11 protein-coding genes are annotated in these 12194 nt (G+C 62.0%); 4 read left to right on the top strand and 7 right to left on the bottom strand.

The window, feature by feature from the left end; genetic code table 11:
* Nucleotides 1–43: 43 nt before the first annotated feature.
* The 5 genes from AC5WNI_RS02120 to AC5WNI_RS02140 form a co-directional block, all read right to left on the bottom strand.
* Nucleotides 44–661 carry a hypothetical protein gene (locus tag AC5WNI_RS02120; protein WP_487885850.1) on the bottom strand — a complete coding sequence of 206 codons (618 nt, stop codon included), beginning with the start codon at nt 659–661 and terminating at the stop codon, nt 44–46.
* Complete coding sequence (locus AC5WNI_RS02125; RefSeq protein ID WP_487885849.1) at nt 658–1848, bottom strand: DUF3500 domain-containing protein; 1191 nt, start codon at nt 1846–1848, stop codon at nt 658–660. Before AC5WNI_RS02125 ends, AC5WNI_RS02120 begins: the two co-directional genes overlap by 4 nt.
* Before the next feature lie 141 nt (nt 1849–1989).
* On the bottom strand, nt 1990–2880 hold the full coding sequence (locus AC5WNI_RS02130) for a pseudouridine synthase (protein WP_487885848.1): 891 nt from the start codon (nt 2878–2880) through the stop codon (nt 1990–1992).
* Between the two features lie 244 nt (nt 2881–3124).
* Nucleotides 3125–3439, bottom strand: a complete 315-nt coding sequence (locus AC5WNI_RS02135; RefSeq protein ID WP_043333722.1) for a hypothetical protein — start codon at nt 3437–3439, stop codon at nt 3125–3127.
* A gap of 188 nt (nt 3440–3627) precedes the next feature.
* On the bottom strand, nt 3628–4080 hold the full coding sequence (locus AC5WNI_RS02140; RefSeq protein ID WP_495928589.1) for a hypothetical protein: 453 nt from the start codon (nt 4078–4080) through the stop codon (nt 3628–3630).
* 439 nt (nt 4081–4519) lie between these two features.
* Between AC5WNI_RS02140 and AC5WNI_RS02145 the strand changes: the two genes are divergently transcribed.
* A complete protein-coding gene (locus AC5WNI_RS02145) occupies nt 4520–4954 on the top strand; it encodes a hypothetical protein (protein WP_285460500.1) in 435 nt (144 codons plus the stop codon).
* Nucleotides 4955–5296: 342 nt separating this feature from the next.
* Here the strand turns inward: AC5WNI_RS02145 and AC5WNI_RS02150 are convergent, their stop codons facing one another.
* Nucleotides 5297–6892 (bottom strand): hypothetical protein, encoded by a 1596-nt coding sequence (locus AC5WNI_RS02150; RefSeq protein ID WP_285460499.1) that lies wholly within the window; start codon nt 6890–6892, stop codon nt 5297–5299.
* Nucleotides 6893–7956: 1064 nt separating this feature from the next.
* Here AC5WNI_RS02150 and dbpA point away from each other — a divergent pair.
* From dbpA to AC5WNI_RS02165, 3 genes are all read left to right on the top strand, one after another.
* Nucleotides 7957–9357, top strand: coding sequence for an ATP-dependent RNA helicase DbpA (gene dbpA / locus AC5WNI_RS02155; protein WP_285460498.1), 1401 nt, complete (start codon nt 7957–7959; stop codon nt 9355–9357).
* A gap of 229 nt (nt 9358–9586) precedes the next feature.
* Nucleotides 9587–10159, top strand: coding sequence for a GNAT family N-acetyltransferase (locus AC5WNI_RS02160; RefSeq protein WP_285460497.1), 573 nt, complete (start codon nt 9587–9589; stop codon nt 10157–10159).
* A 209-nt stretch (nt 10160–10368) separates the two neighbouring features.
* The gene (locus tag AC5WNI_RS02165; protein WP_166019763.1) at nt 10369–10536 is read left to right on the top strand and encodes a hypothetical protein; all 168 of its coding nucleotides are present in this window, start codon (nt 10369–10371) and stop codon (nt 10534–10536) included.
* A 120-nt stretch (nt 10537–10656) separates the two neighbouring features.
* Here the strand turns inward: AC5WNI_RS02165 and AC5WNI_RS02170 are convergent, their stop codons facing one another.
* Nucleotides 10657–12015 carry a NarK family nitrate/nitrite MFS transporter gene (locus tag AC5WNI_RS02170; RefSeq protein ID WP_285460496.1) on the bottom strand — a complete coding sequence of 453 codons (1359 nt, stop codon included), beginning with the start codon at nt 12013–12015 and terminating at the stop codon, nt 10657–10659.
* Nucleotides 12016–12194: the final 179 nt, after the last annotated feature.

Raw genomic sequence — 12194 nt, forward strand, 5'->3', positions numbered from 1 at the left:
ATAAGTTTGTTAAGTTGCTAGTGAGATATAAAAATTGCATATCTCACTCCTTTTCAACTGTTCCTAATTTGGTTTTCTGCAGGTTTAGCCGGACGCCGTGGGCGGAGTGGAAGAAGCCGAAACCGGCCAGTGGGCGGGTGTCGCCGTCGGGCGTTTGCCAGTAGACATCGGCGCGGTGATTGCGGACTTCGTGCATCACGGCGTCGTATTTCAGCAGCAGTGAGTCCGGTTCGGCCTTGTCGGTCTTCACGTTCCATTCGGTGATGACCAGCACGTAGTCACCGAGTTGAGGCTGATAGGTGGATTCGAGGCGCGCTCCCACCAGTTGCAGCGTCAGTGGTGTGTGATCCGCTGACAAGGCGAGGTGGTGACTGAGGTAGTCGCCGAGTTGATCCACCAGTGGCTGCGGCAGGGGCTGGCCTGGTGCCTGCTCACCAAGGGCTGCCAGTTCCGGCGCGGCGATCAGCAGATCCTCGCGCGGGAACTGGAGCGTGAGGTGCAGCGTGTGCTGCGGTTGCTGCTCGAATGTCAGCACGCTGCCGGGCAGGGCGTGGGCGTGAGCCGTCTCGATGAGGCCGCCTCCCGCCCCGCTGGCCCCGTGGCCGATAGAGATCACGGCAAGGGCGAGCAGGGCGGTGCGCCAGAAAACGCGCCGGCTCATTCGGTCTGGCCGCCGTAGTCGTCGGTGCGATCCCGCCATACCGAGTGCGGATGGTTGCCGACCTTGTCGGTGGACTTGTTCGACTGCAACGAGAATTCGATCCACAGCGAGGGGCCGTGGAGACGCACGTAGTCATTCTCGGCGCTGACCTGCGGCGTGCCGGAGAAGCCGAGGTAGGTGTCCGAAAGCTCTGCGGTGTACTTCTCCATGTAGGCGGCGGCTTCGGGGGCGGAGATGTCGTCCACGTAGGTCTCGATGGCAGTGAGCAACAGAGCCTGCTGCTCGTCATCCAGCTCGGAGACGGGGATGCCTTCATAGCTTTCGGGGATGGCGTCATCCGCCTGGGGGCCAGCGAGGATGTTACGGTAGGTGCCTTCCAGCGTGGCCTTGGCCTGTTGATCCTCGGAGAGCGAGCTGAGCAGGGTGGCGAAGGCATCGCGTTCCTGGGTCAGCGGCTCGTTCACGCGGCCGTTCATCTCGAAATACGGGAAGGGTTCCACGCCACGGAAGGAGGGTGTGGCACCGGCCAGCTTACCGTCAGTGTAGGTGTTGGCGAAGGCCATGTGGTGACCGCCGTAGTACAGCTCCCAGGTGCCGCTCTCGCCCGGTGTGCCGAGGAAGGCGAATTTGGTGTTGTAGGAGGAGTAACCGGCCTTGTAGTCGGTGCTGACGGTGTTGATGTAGTCATCGGCGTTGAGCGTCTGGAGCATCTCGTCGAAGCCTTCATCGGGCGCGTGGCCGGTGGCTTCCAGCATGATGGCCTTTACGAGGCCGCGCTGCTTGATGTTCAGCTCGCCCAGCAGCACGCCGGGGCGTTTCGGGAAGGCGCCGGCTGGCAGGTTGCTCCAGTTCTCGGCCTCTGCGAGGGAGTAGTCATGCTGCAGGTTCTCGAGAAGGTCATCGGAGACATCGGCCTTGAGCAGATCGATCAGGCACAGCATGCGCTCGTAACCGGGCGTATCACCACATTCAGCGGCGCTCTCGGGGATGGACACGCTCTGCATCTGGGTGCTGGTATCGCCCATGCGCGCGCGCAGCGCCTCGCTCAAGGCCTGGTCTTCCGCTGACATCGGCGGCGGGCCAGCGTGTTCAGGCGGCGGCCCGTCGTGCCCTTGTTGTGCGAGGACGGGGAAGGACAGGAGCGCGGCCAGCGCGGCTCCTCCGGTCACTGCGAGACGTCGGGACATCGATGGGCCTATTTTCCGGGGACGAAGGAAAACCTTAGCCCGCCTGACGTCGAGCAGGAAGCTTTCGTCAGATGATTTCTTTGTGCACATGCCGTGGCCTGTGCGTCGACTGGCGACGACAGCCACGGACGATGCCATGGCTCACGCCAGTGTCAGGCCACCGTCGTATTCGAAGCGTCTTTCCTCGCCGGTGACAGGGTCAATGAACTCGAACCCCTTGGAGAGCAGCTGCAAGGGGCGCGCGTAGTCATCCGGCGAGAGCGGTTGCAGCTCGGGGTAGTAGCGGTCATTCAGGATCGGCCAGCCCAGCGACTGCATGTGCACCCGCAGTTGATGGCGACGCCCGGTGATGGGGTGCAGCTCGAACAGCGCCCGGCTACCGCGTTGCGCAATACAGCGGATCATCGAGTGGCTGTTGGGCTCGCCTTCGGAGACCTGAAAACGGAAGCGTTGCCCGGCCTGTTCAAGGCGGTTCTTCACCTCCCACTGCTGGCCCACCAGGGACTCATCGCTGTGTGTTTCGGCAATGGCCTGATAGGTCTTGTGGATATTCCGCGACTTGAAGAGCGCATGATAGCGGTGACGCGATTCGGGATTCAGCGAGCACAGCACCAGCCCGGCGGTGGCCCTGTCCAGACGATGCACCGCCTGCAGCGCCTCTATTCCGGTACTGTCGCGCAGGCGCTGCTGCAGGCACTCGTTCACGTACAGGCCGCCGGGCGTCACCGGCAGAAAGTGCGGCTTGTAAGCCACCAGAATGTGCTCATCCTGATGGAGAATCCGCTCCGCGAAGGGAATGCTCGGCTCGCTTGCCACCTCGCGGTAATAGAACACGCGCAGATGCGGCTGGTAGGGCGACTCCGGCGTAATCCGCGAGCCATCATCGCGATGCACCTTGCCCTGGGCCATGCGCTCACGCCAGCGAGACTCGGCAATCGCCGGAAACTTGAGCAGCAGATACTCCAGTACCGTCGTCACACCGGGATTGACCTGAGGCAGGCTCAGCTTGGAAGGACGCGCGGAAATGGACATGGAAGGCCTGAGGTTGGGCGGAGTGACTTGAGAGATCCATTGTACAGGGGTGAGGTGGAGAGCGGCGTTGTCAGTTTTTTTGTCGCTGTTATAGGTAGGGAGAGCTGGGGCCGGAGGTCTGTTCAAGACGTTGATATAAAACATCAAAAAAGCCCTCGCGGCATCGCCGGGAGGGCTTTTTCATGCGTCTTGCGACTACGTTCACCGATGGGTTGATCTGTGGGGTTCTACTCAGATCAGACCGTTACATCGGGTGTTGCTCTTCTTCGTAGAGCTCGGCCTTGGCGTCGCGCAGGACATCTTCGCAGGCGCTGTGGTTGGCCAATTGCAGCATCAGATTCTGGCTGAGGGCGAAGCCCTTGCCCAGGCAGGTGTCGACCTCTTCGCGGGTGAGCGCCGGGGTGACATTGCAGTCAATCTTCATCGTACGACTACCGCCATCAAAGCGGTCGGCGAGGGCGCGCAAGCGCCAGGCAAGCCGTGTTTTCCAGCGGGCGGTGGGGTCGGGGCCTTCCGTCACGTCGAGCGTGCAACGCCATTCAGGTTTGTAGACCTTCATGTGAACCTCCTCGGCTGGTCGTTTTCAATGATCGATCGTGATGTTCTGCTCCGCGTGCTGTGCTTGATGTCGTGCCTTGTTGCTCATACCAGAAATGCGTTCCAGTCGTGCTAGAGGCTCGCGCGTCATCTTGATCGACGACAGGCCGAGCCTCTCTCTCACCATACGAGTTTTGGCGCCGAGATACATCAGTCTGAGTGTAAACGTTGCTTATCCTGATGTATCTGCAACAGCTGCTCCAGCGCCAGATGCAGCCAGTCGAAAGTATCAAGGGGCCTCACGCCCTGCGCTGGCACGCCACTTTGTGCAGCCGTGGCGGGGCTTTCAGGCGGAGTGTGCTCACCCATCAGCTCCGCCAGGCTCTCGATCTGGATGCCTTTGCGTAATGCGAATGTCTCAAGCTTGCCACTGGCCAGCCAGATCTCCTGAATCACTGTCGGCACCGCACTCATGGCACAGGCGTAGTCCAGAATCTCGCCGCGCTCGCGTTCTGCTGCAATGCGCGCGGCATGCGCCAGCAGTTGGGCGCTCAAGGCCGGAAAGCGCGCCTTGGCAATGCGGGCTGGCAGGCGAGAGTCGCCAGGCTCGGGCGCTTGCCAGCGGCGCAGTGCAGGAGAGGGCTGGGTGGAAGAGCACGGCATTGAAGCCTCTGGCGACGGGCAGGCAGACGGATGATCAGTCTTGGAGGCCATGTGGATAAACTCCAGCGCAATGGGCGAACCGGCAGGCCGGTCGAGGAGCGAGTGGCGAAGGTCGAGAGTCAGGGCGAGGCAGCAGAGGCGATCGCCGCTGATGGATCAGACAGCGAGAAAGGCAGAGTGTTGGATGACGGGAGAGTCAGTGTCTCTTGCGCGGCAGTCACTGCTGCTGTTTTGCCCAGCAATGGCAGCTCGAGGGCACTAATCCCTCCGATGCGGCAGGCATTTGCGTCAAGAATCGCGGAGCGGGTTGGGGCTGCCAAGTGATTAATCTTGCGAGAAAAATCATCAATCGATGCAACCAGGTGGCCACTTGGTGCGTATACAGCAGCACGTGCCCGCTGCGTTGCAGCGCCGGCCCATTCCCCTGGAGAGAATTGACATGACGAAGTACGCCGATCGAATCCGCATTTCCCTGTTGCTGCTGCGCCTCGGGGTCTTCCTCGTGATCACGATGTGGACACTGGACAAGTTCTTCAACCCTGGCCACGCCGCCGCCATCTTCGAGAAGTTCTATGCCATCGGTGGCGTGGGCGAGGGCATCGTCATCGCGATTGCCGTCATCGAGATGGTGCTGTTGCTGCTGTTCGTCACCGGCGTGAAGAAGACCCTCACATACGGTCTGGTGATGTTGCTGCACGCCGGGTCTACCTTCTCTGCCTTCAAGCAGTATCTGGACCCGTTCGATCATCTGCTGTTCTTCGCTGCCTGGCCGATGCTGGCCGCCTGTGTCGCGCTGTTCATGCTGCGCGAGATCGACACCTGCTTCACCCTCGGTGGCAAGCAGGCGCGTCTTGAGGAAGAAGCGGCACGCTAAGTGGCCGCGGCCGAGCTGGCTGCAAGGTTCGGCCACGGCCCTTGCTGAGATGACACACAAAAGCGCCGCTCGGGACATGCCCGGGCGGCGCTTTCGTGTGGGGAAGTATCGCCATCGTGCGTCTTCGTGTGGCCTTTGTTGCTTGCGCCGGGGAGAGTGGGGGCTCCAGCGTCGTTATATGTTTCTTTTTATTGTTTTTGTCTAAAAGATAATCATGCGGCTTATGTGCAGGTGATAAAGACTATGGATGTAACTTCTGTGATCCATAATCGGTATTACGTAATCCTCTGTCGGCAAGGCTCACAGGCAGCACTGTGCTTGCTCAAATCACGTCACACCTTGCTACGCCATACGGGATTTCTGCTGCAGGCCCAGTGAGTCACTCAGCACCTTGAGAGCGCTTGAAAAATCTTCGGACTCGCTCGCCTGTGCGAGGCTGTCCGCGCTGGCTTTCTCACTGACGACACTGTTTGCGCTGGTCGTGTCGCTGGTCATTCCACTGCCGCTGACGCCGGCCATGCCGTGATCGCTGGTGATCACCTGATCGACGGGGTGAGCAGTCTCGTTGCCGAGTGCGTCGTCACTGGCGTTGCGCGCGATGATGGCGTGGAGGGCCGGCAAGCTGGCGTGATTGTGGAACTGCCAGACGCCATAGATGCGGCCATCGAAGGAGGCTTCACTGCCCAGTGTCGGGTCGACGGCGAGCCCGGCGCCCAGCCCGAACATGTAGAGGCCCGCGAGACGCTGGCCGTGGATGTCACAGGGGTTGCCGTTGGCATCGGAATCCAGACCGCCATTCACTTCGCGCAACGTGATGGGCTGATGGTGGGCGTCGCTGATGGTGGGAAGAATCGGCTGATAACCGTTGCACTGCACCACGATGGGCGCGTCGGCGAGGACTTCGCTGGCCAGTTCCAGGCGTTGGGCATTGCCGGGGCCGGTCTGCACCAGATGGATGTCCATCGCACACTCTTCGATGCGGCCGGTGGCCAGAATTTCCTGACCGATGGCCAGTGCCCGGTAGCGCAGCCCGCCGGAGCGGTTGATGCGACCGCTGATCGGGCACACATCGCGCTCGGCGTCATAGTGATAGCCTGCGGCGCGCGCTTCCTCGGCATTCTCGAAGAACAGCCGAATCGGCGAGCGATGCAGCAGGGTGATCTCCTTGACGCGGGTATTGCGCAGCGCGTCGGCCAGCACGTCGAGCATCGAGAAGGCGCTGTGCGAGCCACCCACCACACAGACGCGACCACCACGACGCAGTCGCGGCAACAGCAGGCTGCGCAGTTGCCCCGGCGGCATGCGCAACAGCTCATCGCCGCTGTAGATGCGTGCGCGCCGCGACGGTGTCAGTCCCTGACGATTGAGGCTCCGGGTCAATCGCTCCGGGCACTGCTGGCCGCCGAGGTTGAGCACCAGGTTCTCGGTGCGCAGTCGCGACGTGCGCTGGGACACTTCCGGTGCATGCGAGAGAGTCAGAATGCTGGTGCCGTCTAGGTACTGCAGCGTGTCCAGGCTGGTGCCGCACCACATCTCGACGCCCGGCAGGGCGGTGATGTGCGCCAATACCAGGGCGCTGGCGGCTTCCAGCAGCTCGCCGATCTCATCGAGTCGCGGGGAGGAGTAGGGATCGGCCCGGATTCGCTCCAGGCAAGGTTCGCCTTCAAGCGGGGCCAGCACGTCGGCGAGTGCCGGGTCGCGCAGGCAGTCGAGGAACACATCGCCGACCGAGTTGGCGGTGATGCGGTATTCGCCCAGCCGACCAGCGCCAAGCTTGCCGCTGGCGTGGGTGCCGCCGGCATCAAGAATCAACAGCCGGTGGCGGGCCAGTGCCGTGATCTGGCCTGTCTTGAGGGCATTGAACAGAAATCCCATGCCAGCCGGGCCGACACCGGCCACGATGCATCCGTAGCCCGTGATACTTGAGAGGTCCTTCATGTCGTCTTGCTCCCTGAGTCGTCGTGACATCTTGTGGCTGTTTCGGTAGAGAGGCGTGATCCCCTCTGACAGCTGGCGGCTTGATGGCTGCGCCGCTCTATTGCTGCTCCCCCTGTCATCGGGGCAGCGGTGACCGTGGTGTTGCAGGTGGCAAAGATCGCTTGTCCTTGCGATGTCGTTTGCGATTTCTCACGTCATGACAGCAACTTGCATGCGTTTGGTGTTGTGCTTTCCGGCGATGACGCTGCAGGATTCACGTCGATGTTGCCTTGTATGGCCATCGGATTTTCATGACCGGCCTTTCATGATCAGAGTCATGGCCAGAGTCATGATCTGCTGCAAAGGCATAAAGCGTACTTGCAACGATCGAATTCGGGAGACCACCCCGAGATCGACAACACCTGAGCGGCGCGGATAGCATTTCGATACCTGCAAGTCATTGATATACATGGCATCGATTTAGGCTTGGCCTTTGGGCGCGCGGCTGCTCAACAGCGGCTGCCGAGCGGTGTCCAGCAGCACATCACGGATGAGGGATGGCATTCCTCATGCCCGGCATGGGGGTAAGGCCACCTCCGTACGCGTCAATCCTGGTGTGTCATTGGCACTCATGGTCTGAGACAGATAACAAGAACGTCTTGATGATTGTTCCATCACGAATGTCGGCGCCATTTTCGTGGACTTCGCTGCATGGAATACATGATGTGAAACATGCTTCTGCGCAGCCGCTGCCTGATATGGGGATGCCGTGATATGCCAACAGGATGTTGGTCATTTTGTTTAATTAACGATAATTAATAAATGATATTTGGCGGGAATCGAATCCTGTCGTGACGAAAATCATGCTTTGAGTTGAGTCACGTTCGAGCTGGCTAATACGGTGTGCTGAGGGGTAGGGCTGGCGGAAAAGAGAAGGCGTTGCTCAAAAAGGCTATCTCGCCTGGGGAGCAGGCATCAGGCGCTGGCGTCCGCGGAAGGCGTCGGTGGCCACGCTCTGCTATGCTCTGCGCCCGCGCGTAAGCCTGTTCGGCTCGTGCCTGTTCATCGATTGAAGGAATGCCCCCGTGACTGACGCCACCGCCACCCCTGCCTTTGCCTCTCTGGCGCTGGCGCCCGAGCTGCTCGACAACCTCGCCACGCTCGACTATCACACCATGACGCCGATTCAGGCGCAGAGCCTGCCGCCGATGCTGGAAGGCCGCGATGTCATCGCCCAGGGCCAGACCGGCTCCGGCAAGACCGCTGCCTTCGGTCTGGGGCTTCTGTCACGCCTCAAGGTCTCGCGCTTCCGTGTGCAGTCACTGGTGCTGTGTCCGACACGTGAGCTGGCTGATCAGGTCGCCGGCGAGATCCGTCGTCTGGCGCGCGGTCTGCACAACGTCAAGGTGCTGACCCTGTGTGGCGGTGCTCCCTTCGGCCCCCAGCTGGGTTCGCTGGAACACGGCGCGCACATCATCGTTGGCACGCCGGGGCGCGTGGATGAGCACCTGCGTAAGGGCAGCTTGAGCCTTGAGGAGCTCAATACCCTGGTGCTGGATGAAGCCGACCGCATGCTCGACATGGGCTTCGCCGAGGTGCTGGATGCCATCGTCGCCGAGACCCCGGAGGAGCGTCAGACGCTGCTGTTCAGCGCGACCTTCGCCGATGGCGTGCGTCCGATCGCCGAGCGCATGCTGCGTGACCCGGTCAGCATCGAGGTGGCCTCCACCCACGATGACAGCAGCATCCGTCAGCTGTTCCACCGTGTCGCCGATGACGAGGCGCGCTTCGAGGCGCTGCGTATCCTGCTGCTCAAGTACCGCCCGGAATCCAGCGTGGTGTTCTGCAACACCAAGCGTCAGGCGCAGGAAGTCAGCGATGCCCTCAATGAGCACGGCTTCAGTGCCATGGCGCTGCACGGTGACCTCGAACAGCGCGAGCGTGACCAGACGCTGGTGATGTTCGCCAACAAGAGCACCTCGATTCTGGTGGCCACCGATGTCGCGGCGCGCGGGCTGGATATCGATGCGCTGGATGCGGTGTTCAACTACGAGATCGCGCGTGATCTCGACGCCCACGTGCACCGTGTCGGGCGTACCGGCCGCGCGGGCAGCTCCGGCATCGCCTGTACGCTTTACACCGAGAAGGAAGACTATCGCCTGGCCAGGCTGGGTGAATTCCTCGAGCAGACCCTGGAAGCCGAGCCGCTGCCCTCGAAAAGCATGCTGACCCGCGAGCCGTTCCATGCGCGCATGGCGACGCTGCAGATCGATGGTGGCAAGAAGGACAAGCTGCGTCCCGGCGATATCCTCGGCGCACTGACTGGTGACGGCGGCCTGGAAGGCAGCAAGATCGGCAAGATCAAGGTACTGGCGCGGACCACCTTCCTCGCCGTGGAGCGTGATGTCGCCAAGTCGGCACTCACCCAGCTGATGAATGGCAAGCTCAAGGGCCGCTCCTTCCGCGCGCGTCGTCTCAAGAGCTGAGGCGGGCAGCGTCGGCGACGCGTCTGACTGCTGGCGGCGAGATGCCTGAGAGGGGCTGAACCAGGCATTTCATCTGTCATGCGACCTTGATATCACCTCAGGCGATGCCCGCCACCACGGCGGGCATCGTGCTTTTTGAGCAGCAGATTGACGCTCGCAGCCGCTGCGGGCGGTGGCTACGCTTGAGGTAACGTCCCTGATCATCAGGGCGCTGATCCGGTACCTCGTGATGACTGCCAACGCCGTCGATAACCTTCGCATTCGTGAAGAGCGTCTCATTGATCATGAGCGCATCTACCGCATTCATGAATCCGTCTTTGCCGGCCATCGTGAAGCGCGCCTGGGTGACAGATTGCGTCGAGGCAATCTGGCGCAGATCTCGCTGGTGGCCGAGCGTGTCACCGACCCGGAGACCGGCCGCCACCTCAGTGAAGGCGAGGGCGGCCTGCTGGGGCATGTGATGGTGTCGCGCGTGGAGCTTTCCGGCTACCCGGACCGCGTGCTGATGGCGTTGGCACCGCTGGCGGTGCTGCCACAGCATCAGCGTCACGGCATCGGCAAGCGGCTGGTGATCTCGGCGGTCAAGCGCTGTCGACTGCTGGGGGCGGGGGCCGTGGTGGCGGCCGGTCATGCGGATTTCTATACCCACCTGGGCTTTCATCCGGCGTGTCACTACGGGCTCTACTGCCATCATGACGACGTGCCGGGTTCCTTCGTCGCCTTCGAGCTGCAGCCGGACTATCTGGAGGGGCTGGGCGGTGAAGTGCAGTTTCCCGATACCTTCTCTGAGCTGGGGATCTGAGCAGCCTTGCGCGGTTGAGCTGAGCAGCCCTGAGCGGTTGCCCTGAACAACCCTGAGTGATTGGTCTTGATCAGCAACAGGCAACTCGGCGTTGCGTGACCCTTGAAACGACAAGGCTCCCGCTCCATGTCATGGGTAACACCACGTGGCAGCCTGCGGGTAATGGCAGGTGTCGCGTCATTCCGACCGATGATTCAAGGAGAGACATCATGAAGCTCAAGACTCTGGGTAGTTCGCTGATGATTGCCATGCTCGGTCTCGGTGGCCTGTCGCTCGCCGGTTGCGAGGACGAAGGCCCGATGGAGAAGGCCGGTGAGAAGATGGACAACGCCGTCGAGGAAGCCGGTGATAGCGTCGAGAACGCCACCGATAGCTGAGGCTCGGCTGCCAGCGCCGCGATGAGTCGCCGCTGACCTGAGCTGTCATCAGACACAAGAAGGCCCCGCCTCTGGGAGGCGGGGCCTTCTTGTGTCTGGCTCGGGGAGAAGGAAATCCGCTTATGCAGAGACGGGCTGCTGCTCGCTCTGCTGCTTGCGGTCCGCGATGGCGGCGTCGTAGGCGCGGCTTTCCTCGGCTTCGGTGGCGGCGCTGAAGCGCACCAGCAGCGCGAACAGCGAGATCACGATCACGCCCATGCCCAGATACATCAGGCCTTCCTGATAGGTCAGCTCCTCACTGCGGAACAGGAAGCCCGCGGCGACCGCGCCTGCGTTGCCGCCCGCACCGACGATACCGGCGACCGCGCCGAGCGCCTTGCGATTGACGAAGGGCACGATACCGAAGGTCGCGCCCTCCGCCATCTGCACGAAGAGGCTGAAGACCAGCATGATGCCGATGGCCACCGCGAGGGTTTCCATCTGTGCGAAGCCGACCAGCGCGACGCCTTCACACAGCAGCGCGATGAACAGCCAGCGCACGCGGCCCTTGAGGCCAGACTGGCGGGCGAACAGGTCGGAGAAGACGCCGCCCAGGGTGCGGGCGAACAGGTTCATCAGACCGAACAGGCCGGCGATGAGACCGGCGGTGGCGAGATCGAGATCGAAGTGGTCGAAGAAGTAGATGGCGGCGACGTTGTTGATGGTCAGCTCGACCCCGAAGCAGGCGCCGTATACGAGGAACAGTGCCCAGACGCGGATGTCGCGTGCTGCCGCGCCGAAGGTGGCGCGCATGCTGTATTCCTTCTCGGCCTTGGGCAGCTCACCACGCTCACGCAGCTCGCTGAAGTTGCCGTCCGGCGCATCCTGGGTGAAGAAGTAGTAGGCGATACCGGTGAGGAACAGCACGATGCCCGGCACGACCATCGCCAGACGCCAGCCCAGGGTCTGCTCGACGCCCAGCATCAGCAGGCCGGCCATCACCAGCGGCATCAGCATCTGGGTGGTGCCGCCGCCCAGGTTGCCCCAGCCTGCGGTGGTGGCGTTGGCGGTGCCGACCACGTTGGGGCCGAACATCACGGAGGTATGGTACTGGGTGATGACGAAGGAAGCGCCGATGGCACCGATGGCCAGACGGGCCAGGAAGAAGGATTCGAAGCTGTCGGCGAAACCGATGCACATCACCGGCAGCGAGCCGAGGCACAAGAGCCAGGTGTAGGCCTTGCGTGGCCCGATGCGATCACACAGCACGCCGATGGCGAGACGCACGATCACCGTGATGGCGACGGAGGCGATGATGGTGTTGCCGATCTGGGTCTTGGTCAGGCCGAGGTCGTCACGCACCACGGCCATCAGCGGCGCGATACCGAACCAGCCGAAGAAGCAGACGTGGAACGCGAACCACGACATGTGGAAGGCGCGCATTTGCGGGGTGTTGAAGCTGAACAGCCGGATGCGGCTGGCCTTGTTGCGGATATCCATGAGTGGGCTCCTGATTCAGCGTCGGTGCCGGGCACGAGGTCAGGTGTGCTCGGCGAGTGGTCGAACGGCTGTGAATGAACGACAGCAAGGGCGCCTCGTCATTGAGGGGCCTGGTTCGACGCACTCGTACTCCGAAGAGCCTGGTCCACGTCATGGATAGCGATGGCAGCAGTCGGTGA

Source organism: Cobetia sp. PDI-12MA, assembly GCF_059507695.1.

What these genes read in the sequence shown, in the direction of transcription:
- AC5WNI_RS02125 (WP_487885849.1), bottom strand. Translation starts at nt 1,848, where the DNA reads ATGTCCCGACGTCTCGCAGTGACCGGAGGAGCCGCGCTGGCCGCGCTC.
- AC5WNI_RS02150 (WP_285460499.1), bottom strand. Translation starts at nt 6,892, where the DNA reads ATGAAGGACCTCTCAAGTATCACGGGCTACGGATGCATCGTGGCCGGT.
- AC5WNI_RS02165 (WP_166019763.1), top strand. Translation starts at nt 10,369, where the DNA reads ATGAAGCTCAAGACTCTGGGTAGTTCGCTGATGATTGCCATGCTCGGT.
- AC5WNI_RS02160 (WP_285460497.1), top strand. Translation starts at nt 9,587, where the DNA reads ATGACTGCCAACGCCGTCGATAACCTTCGCATTCGTGAAGAGCGTCTC.
- AC5WNI_RS02135 (WP_043333722.1), bottom strand. Translation starts at nt 3,439, where the DNA reads ATGAAGGTCTACAAACCTGAATGGCGTTGCACGCTCGACGTGACGGAA.
- AC5WNI_RS02140 (WP_495928589.1), bottom strand. Translation starts at nt 4,080, where the DNA reads ATGCCGTGCTCTTCCACCCAGCCCTCTCCTGCACTGCGCCGCTGGCAA.
- AC5WNI_RS02145 (WP_285460500.1), top strand. Translation starts at nt 4,520, where the DNA reads ATGACGAAGTACGCCGATCGAATCCGCATTTCCCTGTTGCTGCTGCGC.
- AC5WNI_RS02130 (WP_487885848.1), bottom strand. Translation starts at nt 2,880, where the DNA reads ATGTCCATTTCCGCGCGTCCTTCCAAGCTGAGCCTGCCTCAGGTCAAT.
- AC5WNI_RS02170 (WP_285460496.1), bottom strand. Translation starts at nt 12,015, where the DNA reads ATGGATATCCGCAACAAGGCCAGCCGCATCCGGCTGTTCAGCTTCAAC.
- AC5WNI_RS02120 (WP_487885850.1), bottom strand. Translation starts at nt 661, where the DNA reads ATGAGCCGGCGCGTTTTCTGGCGCACCGCCCTGCTCGCCCTTGCCGTG.